Source organism: Arthrobacter sp. PAMC25564 (genome assembly GCF_004798705.1).
Taxonomy (GTDB): Bacteria; Actinomycetota; Actinomycetes; order Actinomycetales; family Micrococcaceae; genus Arthrobacter.
Window position 1 is genome coordinate 2972228 of the sequence record NZ_CP039290.1, and the last position, 16050, is coordinate 2988277.

Sequence of the window (16050 nt, forward strand, 5' to 3'; positions counted from 1 at the left end):
CAGTCCGTATCCCATGCCGAGGAGGCGCACACCAACCCGTGAGGCAGTACGCCCGAGAGTTCTTCCATGTTCCGCCCGCCCGGGGCCACCGGATGCCCGCACTCCGGGTTGCCATCGGCATCGTCATCCCGCTGCTCGCGCTGGTCCTGATGGGCAGGACGGACCTGACCATTTACGCGCTGCTCGGGGCGCTCACCGGCGTCTACGGCCGCGTGGAGCCGCATTGGCTGCGGCTCAAGCATCAGAGCTTCGCGGGCATCATCATGTGTGCCAGCGTCATCGGCGGCGTCACGGCAGCCGCCGCGGGTCTGACCGGGTGGAGCCTCATCGTGCTGAGCACTGCCGTTGCCGGTGCGCTCTCACTGGTGGCCGACCGTCTCCACCTTCGCCCGGCTGGCCCGTTCTTCTTTCTGTTTGCCTTCACCGCCAGCGCTTCCATCCCTTTCCGCGGGCCGCTCTGGCAGGCAGCCGCCGCAGCCGCGGTCAGTGTCGCCGTCGTACTCCTGCTAGGTTTCTCCGGGCGCCTCCGCGCGCGCCGCTCCGACCCCCAACGCAGCCTGCGCGAACCGGCACACCCACCCTGGCCAAGGATGCTCAAACATGCCGGACGGTATGTGTTGGCCATCGGCCTGGCGGGCTCCATCGCCACACTGGCCGGTCTGGGCCACAGTTACTGGGCCATGGTGGCGGCAGCGGCCCCGATTGCCGCGGCCGACGCCACCCACGGCCTAATCCGGGCGGTGCACCGCACCCTGGGCACCTACGGCGGGGTGCTCCTGACGGCCTGCCTGCTTGCTGTCAATTGGTCGCCGCTGCAACTGGCCGTCCTGCTCGCGGTCCTGCAGTTCGTGGGTGAGGTCTTCGTGGTCCGGCACTACAGCATCGCGCTGGTATGGATGACTCCGGTGGCCCTCATGATGACCGAATTCGTCGCCCCAAAGCCAGCCGGCGTGCTGGTCACCGACCGGGCCATGGAAACCACCCTTGGGGCCGGTATCGCGTTCCTCGTCATCCTGCTCACCACGCGGCAACAGCGCCGGAAGGGCCCGGAGAATGCCGCACCCATGCCTGACAGGACCGGCGGACAACCAGCCACGCTAACCGACTCCGCATTCAGCGTCCCGGGTTGAGGAGTTAACGCCCCGGCTCGAGGAGGCTACCGCCTCCGGCGCCGTGCCCCGGACGCAGAACGCCCCGGGCGCCGTGGCGCCGTGGCGGCCGGGGCGTTCTGGGGGGTGAAGCCGGATGGGCCTGGACTCAGGCTGCTGCGACGGTGCGTCCTCAAGCACGTGCCAGGGCTGCTGCCCGGTATTCGGCCGGTGCCTGCCCCGTCGCTTCCTTGAAGAGTTGGCTGAAATAGGACTGGTTCTTGAAGCCATTGCGGTGGCTTAGGACACTGACCGGGACGCCGGCCAGGCGGGGGTCCCGCAGGTCCCGTGCGCAGCGGTCCAGTCTTCGGGTGCGCATCCAGGACCCCACAGTCTCGCCGGATTCGGAAAAGATGGCGTGCAGGTACCTAACCGAGATGAAGTTGGCGGCGGCAATGCTGCGGGGTGAAATGTCCGGGTCGTGGAGGTGCGCGTCGATGTAGGCTGCGATGCCTTCGAAGCGGACACGCTTTTGCCCTGCGGGCTCGGGGCTGTCAGCCAGGGCCAGTTCATGGCCCATCATCGTCGATGTCAGGTCCACCGCGTTATGGAGTGTGAGCATCTGCAGTTCGGGCGTCAGGTTGTCCACCACTGAATTCAGCCCGCCCAGTAGTCCCGCCAGCGCTGGAGCCAGGCCGGAGCGGCTGTCCAGCCGCTCCGCCACCAGTTCCGCAATCTGGAGGCTCGAGAGCGTGATCAAGGACTGCGGAAACTTCAGGAAGAGGATGTTGAAGCCCGTGGGAACAACGACTTCAACCGGCCGCCCGGTCTGGTAGAAACCGAAGTCCCCCGGCCCCAACTGGGCCTGCCGGCCGTCCTGGACAATATAGCCTTCGCCGCTGAGCACATGGCATAGGACCAGGGATCCGCCATCCGCGCCCACGCGTTCGGCCCCTCGCCGCGCCGCATGTCCGGAGGCTTCGATTTCCGCGAGATGGATACCGCCCTGAACACGGTTCCGCATCCGGGCCGTAAACGATTCGGGATGATCGGTTTGCATATCCAGGGCAAGAAGAGTGGATGAGACCATTGCGCCCCACGACCCGGGATCCTTGGCCTGCTCGGTCACAAACCGCGCCGTCACGGCGTCGTCCTTCAGGGGCTTGCTCATACAACATCCCCTTCGGCGGCCCGCTCTGCGACAAAAAATGTGTTCACTGTCACAACATTCATGTGCACTCCATCGTATCCAACGTGAGGCGGATCACGCATAAATTGCAACTACGGCAACGTAACAAGCTAGGAGCAAGAAATGTCCCAGACACTTTTGGAATCAACAGGCCGCCTGCATGTCAGCGACGACGTCCCGGCCCTTCTCGCCCGCATCGATGAAATCACGCCAGTGCTGAAGTCGCAGGCGGACGAGAATGAGGAACTCGGGCGTCTTACGGACAAAGCTGTCCAGGCCCTCCACGGCTCGGGGGTCTTCCGATTGGGCATCCCCCGCGAACTAGGCGGCTATGAGGCATCCGCCCGCCAGGTCATCGAAGTCATCGAAAAGCTCTCCTATGCCGACGCTTCCACCGGCTGGGCCGTCATGGCACTGCAGATGATCACCGGAACAACAGCCGCATACCAAGGCAAAGACGCCACGGATGAGCTTTTCGCCAACGGCAGTTACCACCTGATGGCTGGCCAGGGCACACGGATGGGAACGGCAAGAAAGGTCGACGGCGGATACCTCCTCACCGGGTCCTGGAGGTTCGCGTCGGGGCTGCCGCACGCCAGCCACATCCATACGGCCGCCGTCGTCCTTGAAACCGGCCAGCCCTTGGTCTTCACCCTGCCCAAGGAACAGGCACGGATCGTTGACAACTGGGACGTCATGGGGCTCAAGGCCTCCGGCAGCATCGACTACAGCTGCGAAGACCTCTTCGTGCCGGAGTCATACACCTACGACGTCACCACCAAAGAGAGCGTCTATGGCGGAGCCCTCTACCGGATGGGCCTGGCCAACATGTCCGGCATCAACCACGCCGGGTGGGCACTCGGCGTCGGGCGCCGGATGCTCGACGAAATGAAGTCCCTCGCCCAGAAGAAATCAGGCGCCCCTGGCGCCAGCGTCGATACTGACCAGTTCGCTGCCGAGTACGCCAAAGCCGAAGCCACACTGCGCTCCGCCCGGGCTTTCGTCTTCGAGGTCTGGCGGGACAACGAAGCAACCCTGGACGGCAACGGACTGCTCTCGGCCGAACAGGAAACCCTGACCCGCCTCGCGCTGAACAACGCCACCTGGTCCGCCCATGAGGTCTGCATGACCGTCTACAAGTGGGCGGCGACGGCCGCCCTCCGGCACGGCGACCTGCAGCGCTTCTTCCGGGACATGCACGCCGGAACACAGCACATGACCTCCGGTCCGGTGGTGCTGCAGGCGTGCGGCCGGATGCTTTCCGGGCTGGCCAAGAACGCCGAATGGGTCTTCTTCTCCCTTGCCGAAAAGTCATCGGCCGAAACGCCTGCACAGGAGGCACAGCGATGAGCGCCACGAACGCTGTCAGCGCTTCGCATGCGGACCATTTCACCAACAGGGTGGGCAGTGTCGGATCCGGGGATATGCTCTCTGCCGATGATTTCAAGGCCGCGTTCCGTAACCATCCGGCCGGCGTAGCGGTTATCACCGCGGATGCCGGGGACGGCCCCGTCGGGCTGACCGCCACATCCGTCATCTCGGTTTCGGCCAACCCTGCACTGCTGGTGTTTTCCCTGTCGGCCTTCTCCTCCACGGCCCCGGCACTGGCCCGGGCCGAAACCCTCGTGGTCCATCTCCTGAGCGCGGACCAGATGGGCCTGGCCAAGACCTTCGCCACAAGCGGGATCGACCGCTTCGCCGACACCGCCACGTGGTCGCGGCTGGTCACCGGTGAACCGGTGCTGCACGACGCCCCGACCTGGCTGCGCGGCCGCATCGTGGACCGCATGCAGGCCGGCGACTCAACCGTCGTAGCCGTCCAGGTCCTGCAGGCCTCCGTATCCGAACCCGGGCCGGACGCCGACACCAGCCCGCTGGTCTACCACAACCGGGCCTGGCACCGGCTCGGCGAGCTGTCGGCAATCAGCTGACCGGCCGCCGTCGTCCGTTCTGATCAAACCCAAACCCCATCACCACGCCACATCTCAACGAGGAGAACCCATGGCACTCGACGAAGCAACCACCGCATTCCTGACCGGCATGGCACAGGCCGCCGGCCCCGACGCCAAACCCCTGTGGGAGCTGACCGCGGCGGAAGCCCGCATCGCCAGCAGCGGGCTGAAGGACCTCTACGGCTCCGGCCCCGACGTCCACAACGCTGAAGACCACACGCTGACCGGCTACGACGGCGGGAACTTCAAGGTCAGGGTCCTTGTTCCCAACGACAAGCCAAACGCCGTGCTCGTATATATGCACGGCGGCGGCTGGGTCCTGGATGACATCGAGGGCTACGAAACCCTGGGACGGCAGCTCGCCACGAAATCCGGCGCCGTCATCGTTCTCGTGAACTACCGCAAGGCCCCCGAGCACCCGTTCCCGACTCCGGTCGAGGATGCCTGGACAGCCCTGAAGTGGACTGGGGAGAATGTGGAACGGTTTGCCGGAGCGCGTGTACCGCTGTTCGTCGGCGGTGACAGCGCCGGCGGAAACCTAGCGGCCGTCACCGCCATCCGCGCCCGGGACAACGCCGGTCCCGAACTTGCCGGCCAGGTGCTGCTCTACCCCTCCACGGACTCGGACTTTTCCCGGGCTTCCTACCTTGAACCGGAAAACCAGTCCTTCCTCACCACAGAATTCATGCAGTGGTTCTGGAACCTCTATCTGCCCGAACCGGCCCTCCGGATCCAACCGGAGGCATCCCCGCTACGGACCGGTTCGCTGGCGGGCCTTGCACCCGCGCTGGTGGTCACCGCCGAGCACGACATACTCCGCGACGAAGGCGAGGCCTACGCGGCGCGCCTCGAAGAGTCGGGCGTCAACGTCGAACATCACCGTTGGCCGGGACAGATGCACGCCTTCTTCTCCATGGTCAACGTCCTGCCGGCCAGCGCCGACGTGATGAACCTCGTGGCCAACTCGATCCGGACCCGGGCCACCGACACTGCAAGAGTTGCGGGCTGACCATGTTCGGCAGCATCAGGATCAGAACGTGTCCGGCGGCTGGGACCGCTCATGGAGGTTGCCCACCGTCGAACGCCACGCCGTCGGACGGTGCCGGGCAGCCCGGCACCTGGCCGGCCCGGCCGGAGGCGATCTCAGCCTCCCCATGGGAAGGTCTCTATGAGAGCAGCGGCCAGGATAGCCCGGCGCACCGATAGCGCGCACCACTTCAGCCTCAAACTTCCGGCCCCTGGGCCTTACCGAAGGAAAACAATGGTTATTTTTAACGACGGGGTTGCCGAAACGGCTCTCCCGGACGCAAATGTCGTCCACACCGACGTGCTGATCGTCGGGTCGGGCCCGGCGGGGTCCTCGGCCGCACTGTTCCTATCCAGCCTGGGCGTGCCGAACATCATGATCACCAAGTACCGCTGGACGGCGAACACGCCCCGTGCGCACATCACGAACCAGCGCACCATGGAGATCTTCCGGGACATGGGGATCGAGGACCAGGTCCTGGCCGATGCCACGCCTCACGAGATGATCGGCGATACCGTGTTCTGCACGTCGATTGCCGGGGAGGAGATCGGGCGGATCCTGAGCTGGGGAACACATCCGGCGCGTCATGCCGACTATGAACTGGCGTCACCGTCCTTGAACTGCGATATCCCGCAGACCTACCTCGAGCCGATCCTGGTGAAGAACGCGACCATGCGCGGTACGCAGACCCAGTTCTCCACCGAGTACCTCTCGCACAGCCAGGACGTCGACGGCGTGAGCGTGCGGGTGCTGAACCGGCTCACTGGAACCGGATACACCATCCGGGCCAAGTACCTGATCGGCGCCGATGGCGCCCGTTCCAAGGTTGCCTCGGACATTAAGCTGCCGTACGAGGGGCAGATGGACATCGCAGGTTCGATGAACATCACCTTCAAGGCGGACATCGCCGGGCTTGTGGGGCACCGTCCCTCGGTGCTGTACTGGGTGGTCCAGCCCGGATCGAACATCGGCGGCATCGGTGCCGGCCTGGTGCGCATGGTGCGGCCGTGGAACGAGTGGCTGATCGTGTGGGGCTTCGACATCAACGACGAGCCGCCCGTTGTGACGGATGAGTCCGCGGCCCAGATCGTTCGGAACCTGATCGGTGTCCCGGACCTCGACGTCGAAATCACGGGAACCTCGCTGTGGGGCAACAACGAGCAGTACGCCACGCGGCTGCAGTCCGGGCGTGTCTTTTGCGCCGGAGACGCCGTGCACAAGCACCCGCCGAGCAACGGGCTCGGCTCCAACACCTCGATCCAGGATTCCTACAACCTGGCCTGGAAGATCGCCGCCGTGCTCAACGGACAGGCCGGCGAGGATCTGTTGGAGACCTACACCGCCGAGCGCGCCCCGGTGGCGAAGCAGATCGTGACCAGGGCCAACAAGTCCGGCCGGGAATTCGGCCAGCTCTTCGAGGCCCTCGGGATCGACAAGGCCGAGACCGCCGAGGAGATGCACGCCTTGATCGAGTCCCGCAAGGACAACACCGCCGAAGGCGCAGCCAAGCGCCAGGCCATCCAGGCGGCGATGGAGATCAAGAACTACGAATTCAATGCCCATGGCGTGGAACTCGGCCAGCACTACGAGTCCTCCGCGATCGTAAGCGACGGAACCACCCGCGCTGTCCCGGCCCGGGATCCGGAACTTTATTACGAAGCATCGACACATCCGGGCGGACGGCTCCCGCATGCCTGGCTGGGCGACAGCGCCCGCAAGCTCTCGACCCACGACCTTGCCCCGTACGGCCAGTTCACGCTATTCACCGGCAGCACGGGCGTGGATTGGCGCACGGCCGCGCAGAAGGTCAGCGACCAGCTCGGCGTCACGGTCCAGGCCGTAGTGATCGGCCCAGGCCAGGAGGTCACGGACCTGTACTTCGACTGGGCGAAACTGCGTGGTGTGGCGGAAGATGGTGCCGTGCTGGTCCGCCCGGACAAGCACGTCGGCTGGCGCGCCGACCGCTTGCCGGCGGATCCGAATGGTGCCCTCTACGGCGCCGTGTGCGCAATCCTGAATCTGGAGAACTGACTATGAGCCTGTCTTTTGAGCATGTGACCCTGGGCCAGCGTGTCCTGTTCGGCACCGGTAAGGCTGCTGCGAACCTCGCAGCGGAGGTCGCCCGGCTGGGCGCTCAGCGGATCATGGTGATCGCCTCCGACTTCGAGACGCCGATGGCCCGCACCGTCGCCGCCGGCATCAACGTCGCGCTCTGGCACCACGACGTCGTCATGCACGTCCCCATCGAAACGGCCGAAAAGGCCCGGGCCGCCGCGGCCGGGTCCGGCATCGACCTGCTGGTCTGCGTCGGCGGCGGGTCCACCACGGGCCTGGCCAAAGCCATCGCCATGACCACCCGGATCCCGATCATCGCCGTGCCCACCACCTACGCCGGATCCGAAGCCACCAACGTCTGGGGCCTGACCGAGGCAGCCCGGAAAACCACCGGCGTCGACGACGCCGTCCTGCCCGCCACCGTCATCTACGACGCCGCCCTGACCCTGTCCCTGCCCGTGGCCATGTCCGTCGCCTCCGGCCTGAACGGCATGGCCCACTGCATCGACTCGATGTGGGCCCCCCGAGCCGACCCCATCAACGCCGCGCTGGCCGCCGAAGGCATCCGCGCCCTCAACCAGGGACTGCCCCTCATCGCGGAGGACCCGGCCGGGACCGAGGGGCGCGAACAATCCCTCTACGGCGCCTACCTCGCCGCCGTCGCGTTCGCCTCCGCCGGATCCGGGATCCACCACAAAATCTGCCACGTCCTCGGCGGCACCTTCAACCTGCCCCACGCCCAGACCCACGCCACCGTCCTGCCCTACGTCCTGGCCTTCAACGCACCCTGCGCCCCCGAGGCCAGCGCCCGGATCGCCGCCGCCTTCGGCACCACCGACGCCCTCACCGGTCTCCAGGAACTCCGCAAACGACTCGACGCGCCCAAGGCACTCTCTGACTACGGCTTCACCGCAGACGGGATCCCCGAAGCCGCCGCCATCATCCTTCCCGCCGTACCGGCAAACAACCCACGCCCCGTCACCACCGAGAACCTCACCCGCCTCCTGGCGGCAGCCCTCACCGGCGAAGACCCCGCGGTCCTGCTGAGTCTCTGACCCGGGCCCCGACCACACACAGATTTAAGGAGTACAGCATGTCCCACACCACCCACCCCCAAGGCACCATCAGCCCCGAACAGGCCGCCGTCGAACAGGAACTTGTGGACACCGTCGTCGCGTCCTTCGAAAAGGCCGGGGACCCGCGCCTGAAGCAGATCATGCAGTCCCTGACCCGGCACCTGCACAACTTCGTCCGCGAAGTCCGCCTCACCGAGGACGAGTGGAACACCGGGATTGAATTCCTCACCGCCGCCGGACACATCACCGATGACAAACGCCAGGAATTCATCCTCCTCTCCGACGTCCTGGGCCTGTCCATGCAAACCATCGCCATCAACAACCAGGCCTACACCGGCACCGCCCCCGCCACCGAGGCCACGGTCTTCGGGCCGTTCTTTGTGGACGACGCCCCCGAAATCCCCATCGGCGGCGACATCGCCGGCGGCGCCGCCGGCCAGCCCTGCTGGGTCGAGGGCACCATCACCGACACCTCCGGCAACCCTGTGCCGGGAGCCCGGATCGAAGTCTGGGAAGCCGACGAAGACGGCTTCTACGACGTCCAGTACACCGATGCCCGCGTCGCCGGCCGGGCCCACCTGTTCGCCGACGACAACGGCAACTACGCGTTCTGGGGACTCACCCCCACCCCGTACCCGATCCCCCACGACGGACCGGTCGGCAAAATGCTCGAAGCCACCCGCCGCTCCCCCGTCCGCGCCTCCCACCTGCACTTCATGGTCACCGCCCCCGGCCTGCGCACCCTCGTGACGCACATCTTCGTCGCAGGGGACCCGCAGATCGAAACCGGCGACTCCGTCTTCGGCGTCAAAAACTCCCTCATCAAGAAATTCGAACCCCAGCCCGCCAACGCTCCAACCCCGGACGGCCGCGACCTCGGCGACCAGACCTGGGCCCGCACCCGCTTCGACGTCGTCCTCGCCCCCGCCAACGCCTGAACGCGAAGACGGCGAATGTAAAGGTGCCCATCGTGCGACTCACCCGCACCACTACCATCGGATCCCCAGCCAGAGCAGTAAGAGTCGTCGCGAACGGCGCCCGCATGGACACCACAGCGGCGGTCCTGTCAGTGTGGGGGATTGGAGAAGCAGATAGTCTTTAGCCGACTATCGCTTTTCCGCCAGACATCACTTGAGGTGTGAATCATGACCGCGATGCCACCCCCGCCAGGCACAGTCCTTCTTGCCGGTGCCACCGGCGATCTCGGGGGACGCATCCTGTGGAATTTGGTCGCCCTTGGGGCCACCGTTCGAATCCTGACACGACCAGGGACCAGCACGGCGCGGATCTCACAGCTACGCGCCCAGGGGTCAAGGTGGTCCAGACCGGTTACGACGACCCGGGCGGCCTCCGAAGAGCCTGCACGGAGGTTGACTCCGTAGTCTCCGCGATCAACGGTCTCGACAGCGCCATCATCGGTGCTCAATCGCGCTTGCTGGAGGCGGCGGCGGAAGCGGGCGTGCCGCGTTTCATCCCGTCCGTTTTCTCCATCGATTACCGTGGTATTCGGCCCCGAACCAACCGGAACTTACAGCTCCCGCCGGAGGGCAGGACGACTGCGGCTGCGGACCGGCGCCTCTAGGAGGCCACCTTTGCTTCCTGCTCCATGAAACGCCCGCGGCCGGTCAGCGGCCGTTGTACTCGTCGTCTGTGATGTGCTCGCCCCAAGTGGTGGTCTTTGACGGGTCCTCGCCGTTTTGGAGCATCGCAATGTGTTCCATGAAGCAGCCTGGGGCAGCCGCGTGCCAATGCTCCTCGCCGGGCGGCGTGTAAAGCGTCTGGCCCGGGTGGACCTCGATGATCCTGCCGTCACGGGTACCGAAACGGCCCACGCCCTGGGTGACACGCAGATACTGGCCGTGCTCGTGGGAGTGCCAGGCGGTACGTGCTCCGGGCGCGAAACGGACGGTCGCGACGACCATCGTCTGGTCAGACTCGTGGGGAAGAGCGATCGGATCCAGCCAGACGTCGCCGGCGAATTGGGCCGCCGGGTTTTTCGAGGTGGGCACAGAGGGTTCGATGTTCATGATTTTCCTTGCTTGATGTCTGTGAAGAGTTGCTTGGCGACGCCCATCGCAGACATGCCCTTGGCCAGCCTGCGTAGGGCGTGACATGGGTGATGGCTTCGATGAGCTCCTCCTGGGTCACGCCGTTTTCGAGAGCGTGCCCGCGAGCACGGTCATGCCCAGGAGTACGACGGTTTCCAGCCCTTCCATGACATCTCCTTCCGATCTGTGTGTTCTACTGCTCGCGTCAAATGGATGGGCCGCGTGGGACTTACCAGGTTGATGCGACTGTGCGCGCTACGACCCATTCGTCTCCACGGCGTTCGAACCAGGAACGCAGCGTCAGCCGCCAGGTGGCCCTGGATCCCCAGATCGTGGCGTCGGTGAACGTGCGGGCGGTCATCTCTGGCACGGTGACGTCCGTGCCGAGGGTTGCCTCCACTGTTTCCATCCGGTGGTACTGCATCTGGCCGGTTTCGATGGCATCAAGCCATTCCGCCTTTGACTGCACGTATCCGGTCATGTGCGTAAGGGTGAATTCGTCGGCGAGGATGCTGTCCAGCCCGGCCACATCCCCGGCCACCATCGCCTCGCACGAAGCGCTGTGGAGCTCCTCCACCGCGGCGGCGCTCACGCCTGTCTCCGCCGCCGTGCCTGCGCTGTCAGTTCCTGGGCTCCATAGCTGTTGTCATCGGGATTGACGGTGACCCCGGGCGCGACGAGCTGATCGATGCCGTCCAGCACGTCGGTGGACAGAGTGATATCGGCGGCCGGCAGGTAGGACTCCAGCTGCTCCATGGTGCGGGGCCCGACGATCGCCGCCGTGACGCCGGGGTGGTTGATCACGAACGCTATCGCCAGCTCGATGAGGGTCAGCCCGGCCTGTTCGGCCAGCTGGGCGAGGTCTTCGACGATGTCGAGCTTGCGCTGGTTGGCCGGGCTTGTCATATCGAACCGGGCGCCCGGACGGGCCGACGAGGTGGGTGCGGACGCTGCGTCTTTACGCCACCGTCCGGAGAGCCAGCCGCCGCCGAGCGGGCTGTAGGTGAGGGTGCCCATTCCGTGGCGCTGCACCGCGGGAAGGACGTCTTCCTCGATGCCGCGGACCAGGATCGAGTAGGGCGGCTGTTCGGTGATGAACCGTTCGAGGTTTCGTTCCCGGGATGCCCACTGGGCTTCGACAATCTGGGATCCCGAGTAGGACGAGGAGCCGATGTAACGGACCTTGCCCTGGCGGACGAGGTCGGTGAGCGCGCCGAGGGTCTCCTCGACGTCGGTATCGGGGCTGGGCCGGTGGACCTGGTAGAGGTCGATGTAGTCGGTGTTCAGCCGGCGGAGGGAGTTTTCGACTTCGCGGATGATCCAGCGGCGGGATCCGCCGCGCTCGTTGGGGTCCTCGCTCATGGGCATAAAGAACTTGGTGGCGAGGAACACGTCCTCACGCCGGCCTTCCACTGCCTTTCCGACGATTTCCTCGGATGCCCCGCCTGAGTAGACGTCGGCGGTGTCGATGAAGTTGATGCCCGCGTCGAGGGCGCGGTGGATGATGTGGATGGAGTCGGCGGTGTCGTTGTTGCCCCAGGGGCCGAACATCATCGCACCGAGGCACAAGGGGCTGACCTGCACGCCGGTGCGGCCGAGGGGACGGTATTCCATGCTGGTTCCTTCTCTCTGGCTTAGGATTCGGGGATGACCATGGCGAAGCGTTCCTCGCGGGCCTCGTCCGGGTCCGGTCCGTTACGCACGCCGGTGTCGAGCGCGTCGATGGCGGCGAGTTCGTCCGCACTGAGTTCGAAGTTGAAGACGTCGAAGTTTTCGGCGATGCGTGCCGGGTTGGTCGATTTCGGAATGGCTGAGCGCCCCTGCTGCAGGTGCCACCGGAGCATGACCTGCGCCGGGCTCCTGCCGTAGGCCCGTGCGATGGCGGCGATTGTCGGGTCTTCCATGACGTTCCGGCGGTCCCCGCCCCACCCTGGGTAGAAGGTGATCCCTCCGATCGGCGACCAGGCCTGGGTGAGGATCCCGTGCTGGGCGTCGGCTGCCTGGACGTCCGGCTGGGTGAAGTAGGGGTGCAGTTCGATCTGGTTCACGGCCGGGACGACGTCGGTCGAGTCGAGCAGTTGCTTCAGGTGGTGGGGCATGAAGTTGCTGACGCCGATCGCACGGACGCGCCCGTCAGCAAGCAGGGTCTCCAGGGCCTTGTATGCGGCGATGGTTTTGTCGAACCGGTCGGGGGCGGGCTGGTGCAGGATGAGCAGGTCCAGGTAGTCGACGCCGAGTTTGCCTGTTGCCTTGTCCCAGGCATGCAGGGTCTGGCCGTAGCCGTAGTCGCTGACCCAGACCTTGGTCTCGATGAACACCTCCGAACGATCCAGGCCCGAGTTGCGGATGCCCTGCCCGACTTCCCGCTCGTTGCCGTAGGCGGCGGCAGTGTCGATGTGCCGGTAGCCGGTTGCAAGCGCGGCCTCGACGGCGGCAGTGGTCTGCTCCGGGGCGCTTTGGAAGACGCCCAGGCCGAGGGCTGGGATGGTGATGCCGTTGTTGAGTGTTAGTTCCATGATCATGCCTTTCACGGTATTCAGATGTGCGGCGTTGTGGGAGTGCACATCAGTACCCCCTTGAAGTGTGTCGCGTCAGGTTCAGCGGGCGCCTTCGAGCTGCAGCGCAGGGGCGGCCCCGAGTGGTGTCCTGGTGCGGCGGGTGGCCAGGTCTGCGGGCAGGATGAGGGCCGCGGTGACGGCCAGGGCGATGAGCAGCAGGACACTGCCTGTGGTGAGCGCGGCGCTGACCTGCGCGGCCAGCTGCGCTGCGGCAGAACCGCCCGTGGGGACGGTGGCTGCGGCGGCGACCGCTATGCCGAGCCCGAGGCAGGTGCCGATCTGGTGGAAGGTGTTCAGAAGGCCCGACGCTGCCCCTGCGTCGGAGGCCGGGGCGCCGATGATGCCGAACGAGGTCAGTGGCGCAAAAGCAAGACCTTGGCCCGCGCCAATGAGGACCATCGGCAGTGCCACCCCGGTCAGATAGCTGGAGTCGACGCCGACCCGGCTGAGCCAGAACATCCCGGCAAGGGTGATCAGAATGCCGGCCACGAGTGGAATTGAACCCGGCATTTTGCCCATGAGCCGTGGGATACTCATTGCCACAGCGAAGTTGACTGCGGTCATGGGGAGGAATCCCATGCCGGCCTGCAGGGGGTCGAAGCCCAGTACTTCCTGCAGGTACTGGGTCGTGAAGAAGAAGAATGCGATCATCGCGCCCAGGTACAGAAAGCGGGCGACATAGGCGCCGGTGCGGCGGCGGCTCTTGAACAGCCGCAGCGGCATGATCGGCTGGGCAGCCCGGCGTTCAATCTGGACGAACAGAGCCAGGAGCACGACGCCGACGGTGGCAGCCGTGACTGTGACCGGCGAGGCCCATCCGTCGTCGGCGGAGTTGATGATGCCGAACACGAAAGCGCCGACACCCAGCGTGGTGCTGAGCGCGCCGAATACATCAAAGCGGCCGCGGGCCCGGCCCGATTCCGGGATGAACCGCGGTGCAAGTGCGATCATCGCGGCGCCGATGGGTACATTGACGAAGAACCCTGCCCGCCAGGAGATCCAGTGGGCCAGCGCCCCGCCGATGACCAGCCCAAGGCTGGCACCGATCCCTGCGGTAGCGCCGTACAACGCCACCGCCCGGGTGCGATCACGGCCCTCCGGGAAGCTCGCCGTGAGCAGGGACAGTGACGCGGGTGCGACGATCGCAGCCCCGATACCCTGAACGGCGCGGCCGGCGATCGCCCACCAGCCCGCCGGCGCCAGCCCGATCAACAGCGACGCGATCGAAAACACCACCAAACCGAACACGAACACCCGGCGGCGCCCCAGCAGATCTCCTGCCCGGGCTCCGAGCAGCAGCAGCCCGCCGAAGACCAGCGTGTAGGCGTCCTGAACCCAGGAGAGCTCACCGGTGCTCAGCCGCAGGTCGGCCTGCAGGCTCGGCAGCGCGGTGAAGATGACCGAGTTGTCCAGCAGGATCATGAAATAACTGGCCAGGATGATCGCCAGGATGGCTGCCGGGTGGGGCGCGGTTGCGGGTTCAGGTTTCATGCTTTCAATGCAACCGTGATTCCTTACTGGCCGGGAGTCACGGCCCTTCCGGGTAACGCCAGTACCTCCTTCGTTCCGGGGCGGCGGCGTAGCGTGGATGCCATGACACACAGTGACGACGTGCGGAAGTTCCTGACTTCCCGCCGTGCAAGGATCACGCCGGATGAGGCCGGCCTGCCGGTCTATGGCGGCAACCGGCGCGTTAGCGGGCTGCGCCGCGAGGAAGTCGCGATGCTCGCCGGGATGAGCATCGATTACTACATACGCCTTGAGCGGGGAAACCTCTCCGGCGCCTCGGACAGCGTCCTTGAAGCCCTGGGGCGTGCCCTGAAGCTCGACGACGCCGAAACGGCCCACCTTTTTGACCTGGCCCGCGCCGCCACCGCCTCCCCCCGGGTGCGGCGCAAGCGCAGCCCGCAGACGGTGCGGCCGAGCGTGCAACGCGTCATCGATGCGATCACGACGGCGCCGGCCTGGGTCCGCAACGACCGCGGGGATGTCCTCGCCGCCAACGAACTGGGCCGTGCGCTCTATCTGGACATGATGGCAGAGGGACCCACTCCGCCGAACAGCGCACGGTTCACCTTCCTGAATCCGAAAGCGCGGGAGTTCTTCGCCGATTGGGAACGCGCGGCGGATGACATCGTCGCTGTCCTGCGCTCCACGGCCGGAAAGAACCCGTACGACAAGGACCTCACGGACCTGATCGGTGAACTCTCAACCCGCAGCGAGGAGTTCCGCACCCGGTGGGCCCGTCACGACGTGAAGTACCACCGCGCCGGCCGCAAACGGCTCCACCACCCGATCGTTGGCGACATGGACTTGAGCTTTGAAGCGCTGGAACTCCCCGCAGACCCGGGACTGCGCATCAACGTCTACACAGCAGATCCCGGGACGCCCTCCGAGGACGCGCTGAAAGTCCTCGCCAGTTGGGCCGCCACCCAGCGGAACACCGCAGAGGCCGCAGTCAAGGAGGGAAAATGAACGACCGTCCCTCCACTGTTCTGATCGTCGGTGCCGTCGACGGAGTCGACGCGATCGTGTTCACGCACGGATCCACCACCAGCGAACGGGACGTGCGGGACAACGACTACAGCGGCGTCGCCAACATGCTCAAAGCCTTGGGCGGCCGCCGGACACGCATCGTGCTCATGACTGCTATCGGCACCACGCGGCCCGGCGTCGCCTACGCAGAGTGGAAGCTGCGGAGCGAGCGGCTCGTCCGCGCCAGCGGCAACCCGTACACAATCGTGCGCCCCGGATGGTTTGACTATAACCAACCCGGCCAGCGGAAGATCGCCATGCTCCAAGGCGATAGGAAACACTCTGGATCACCAGCCGACGGCGTTATTGCACGGGACCAAATCGCCCGCGTACTCATCGGCAGCCTTCACATCGACGCCGCCAACCACAAAACTCTCGAACTCATCGCCGACCACGGACCCGAGCAGGACGACCTCACCACCCTCTTCACCCGTTACATTTATTGGGTCCCCGAAGGCCGGGGATTTGGTCGCTGAACCCGGTATGACTTTCTCGCCCTGTCATTGATGATCCGGGGGGTGT

General features: G+C 65.7%; 16 protein-coding genes. 9 read left to right on the forward strand and 7 right to left on the reverse strand.

Annotated elements, in window-relative coordinates; all coding sequences use genetic code 11:
• Window positions 1-38 precede the first annotated feature (38 nt).
• Window positions 39-1130 (forward strand): FUSC family protein, encoded by a 1092-nt coding sequence (locus E5206_RS13895; protein ID WP_136323001.1) that lies wholly within the window; start codon window positions 39-41, stop codon window positions 1128-1130.
• Between the two features lie 151 nt (window positions 1131-1281).
• On the opposite strand, the gene E5206_RS13900 is transcribed toward E5206_RS13895, so the two are convergent.
• Window positions 1282-2259: a helix-turn-helix domain-containing protein gene (locus E5206_RS13900; RefSeq protein ID WP_136323002.1), complete on the reverse strand. Its 978-nt coding sequence runs from the start codon at window positions 2257-2259 to the stop codon at window positions 1282-1284.
• 141 nt (window positions 2260-2400) lie between these two features.
• Here E5206_RS13900 and E5206_RS13905 point away from each other — a divergent pair, with 141 nt between their 5' ends.
• From E5206_RS13905 to E5206_RS13930, 6 genes are all read left to right on the forward strand, one after another.
• Window positions 2401-3627 (forward strand): acyl-CoA dehydrogenase family protein, encoded by a 1227-nt coding sequence (locus E5206_RS13905; protein WP_136323003.1) that lies wholly within the window; start codon window positions 2401-2403, stop codon window positions 3625-3627.
• Between the two features lie 74 nt (window positions 3628-3701).
• Complete coding sequence (locus E5206_RS13910; protein ID WP_240690191.1) at window positions 3702-4208, forward strand: flavin reductase family protein; 507 nt, start codon at window positions 3702-3704, stop codon at window positions 4206-4208.
• Between the two features lie 70 nt (window positions 4209-4278).
• A complete protein-coding gene (locus tag E5206_RS13915) occupies window positions 4279-5238 on the forward strand; it encodes an alpha/beta hydrolase (protein ID WP_136323005.1) in 960 nt (319 codons plus the stop codon).
• Between the two features lie 252 nt (window positions 5239-5490).
• Window positions 5491-7287 carry an FAD-dependent monooxygenase gene (locus E5206_RS13920; protein WP_136323006.1) on the forward strand — a complete coding sequence of 599 codons (1797 nt, stop codon included), beginning with the start codon at window positions 5491-5493 and terminating at the stop codon, window positions 7285-7287.
• Between the two features lie 2 nt (window positions 7288-7289).
• Complete coding sequence (locus tag E5206_RS13925; protein WP_136323007.1) at window positions 7290-8366, forward strand: maleylacetate reductase; 1077 nt, start codon at window positions 7290-7292, stop codon at window positions 8364-8366.
• Window positions 8367-8404: 38 nt separating this feature from the next.
• On the forward strand, window positions 8405-9325 hold the full coding sequence (locus E5206_RS13930; RefSeq protein WP_136323008.1) for a dioxygenase: 921 nt from the start codon (window positions 8405-8407) through the stop codon (window positions 9323-9325).
• A gap of 687 nt (window positions 9326-10012) precedes the next feature.
• Here the strand turns inward: E5206_RS13930 and E5206_RS13940 are convergent.
• The 6 genes from E5206_RS13940 to E5206_RS13965 all read right to left on the reverse strand — a co-directional run bounded on the left by E5206_RS13940 (window position 10013) and on the right by E5206_RS13965 (window position 14484).
• Window positions 10013-10414 (reverse strand): cupin domain-containing protein, encoded by a 402-nt coding sequence (locus E5206_RS13940; RefSeq protein ID WP_136323010.1) that lies wholly within the window; start codon window positions 10412-10414, stop codon window positions 10013-10015.
• Window positions 10317-10535, reverse strand: a complete 219-nt coding sequence (locus E5206_RS19635; protein WP_240689739.1) for a hypothetical protein — start codon at window positions 10533-10535, stop codon at window positions 10317-10319. The genes E5206_RS13940 and E5206_RS19635 overlap by 98 nt, the downstream gene beginning before the upstream one ends.
• A 129-nt stretch (window positions 10536-10664) precedes the next feature.
• A complete protein-coding gene (locus E5206_RS13950) occupies window positions 10665-11027 on the reverse strand; it encodes a nuclear transport factor 2 family protein (RefSeq protein WP_136323011.1) in 363 nt (120 codons plus the stop codon).
• Window positions 11024-12049, reverse strand: coding sequence for an aldo/keto reductase (locus E5206_RS13955; RefSeq protein WP_136323012.1), 1026 nt, complete (start codon window positions 12047-12049; stop codon window positions 11024-11026). Before E5206_RS13955 ends, E5206_RS13950 begins: the two co-directional genes overlap by 4 nt.
• Window positions 12050-12069: 20 nt before the next feature.
• On the reverse strand, window positions 12070-12951 hold the full coding sequence (locus E5206_RS13960; RefSeq protein ID WP_136323013.1) for an aldo/keto reductase: 882 nt from the start codon (window positions 12949-12951) through the stop codon (window positions 12070-12072).
• Window positions 12952-13032: 81 nt separating this feature from the next.
• On the reverse strand, window positions 13033-14484 hold the full coding sequence (locus E5206_RS13965) for an MFS transporter (RefSeq protein WP_136323014.1): 1452 nt from the start codon (window positions 14482-14484) through the stop codon (window positions 13033-13035).
• A gap of 102 nt (window positions 14485-14586) precedes the next feature.
• On the opposite strand from E5206_RS13965, the gene E5206_RS13970 reads away from it, so the two are divergent.
• A complete protein-coding gene (locus tag E5206_RS13970) occupies window positions 14587-15468 on the forward strand; it encodes a helix-turn-helix transcriptional regulator (RefSeq protein WP_136323015.1) in 882 nt (293 codons plus the stop codon).
• The gene (locus E5206_RS13975; RefSeq protein WP_136323016.1) at window positions 15465-16004 is read left to right on the forward strand and encodes an NAD(P)H-binding protein; all 540 of its coding nucleotides are present in this window, start codon (window positions 15465-15467) and stop codon (window positions 16002-16004) included. Before E5206_RS13970 ends, E5206_RS13975 begins: the two co-directional genes overlap by 4 nt.
• The last annotated feature ends 46 nt before the right edge of the window (window positions 16005-16050 follow it).

Excerpts from the sequence above, each read along its gene's own strand:
- E5206_RS13900 (WP_136323002.1), bottom strand. The coding sequence starts at position 2,259 with ATGAGCAAGCCCCTGAAGGACGACGCCGTGACGGCGCGGTTTGTGACC.
- E5206_RS13905 (WP_136323003.1), top strand. The coding sequence starts at position 2,401 with ATGTCCCAGACACTTTTGGAATCAACAGGCCGCCTGCATGTCAGCGAC.
- E5206_RS13910 (WP_240690191.1), top strand. The coding sequence starts at position 3,702 with ATGCTCTCTGCCGATGATTTCAAGGCCGCGTTCCGTAACCATCCGGCC.
- E5206_RS13915 (WP_136323005.1), top strand. The coding sequence starts at position 4,279 with ATGGCACTCGACGAAGCAACCACCGCATTCCTGACCGGCATGGCACAG.
- E5206_RS13920 (WP_136323006.1), top strand. The coding sequence starts at position 5,491 with ATGGTTATTTTTAACGACGGGGTTGCCGAAACGGCTCTCCCGGACGCA.
- E5206_RS13925 (WP_136323007.1), top strand. The coding sequence starts at position 7,290 with ATGAGCCTGTCTTTTGAGCATGTGACCCTGGGCCAGCGTGTCCTGTTC.
- E5206_RS13930 (WP_136323008.1), top strand. The coding sequence starts at position 8,405 with ATGTCCCACACCACCCACCCCCAAGGCACCATCAGCCCCGAACAGGCC.
- E5206_RS13940 (WP_136323010.1), bottom strand. The coding sequence starts at position 10,414 with ATGAACATCGAACCCTCTGTGCCCACCTCGAAAAACCCGGCGGCCCAA.
- E5206_RS13955 (WP_136323012.1), bottom strand. The coding sequence starts at position 12,049 with ATGGAATACCGTCCCCTCGGCCGCACCGGCGTGCAGGTCAGCCCCTTG.
- E5206_RS13960 (WP_136323013.1), bottom strand. The coding sequence starts at position 12,951 with ATGGAACTAACACTCAACAACGGCATCACCATCCCAGCCCTCGGCCTG.
- E5206_RS13965 (WP_136323014.1), bottom strand. The coding sequence starts at position 14,484 with ATGAAACCTGAACCCGCAACCGCGCCCCACCCGGCAGCCATCCTGGCG.
- E5206_RS13970 (WP_136323015.1), top strand. The coding sequence starts at position 14,587 with ATGACACACAGTGACGACGTGCGGAAGTTCCTGACTTCCCGCCGTGCA.
- E5206_RS13975 (WP_136323016.1), top strand. The coding sequence starts at position 15,465 with ATGAACGACCGTCCCTCCACTGTTCTGATCGTCGGTGCCGTCGACGGA.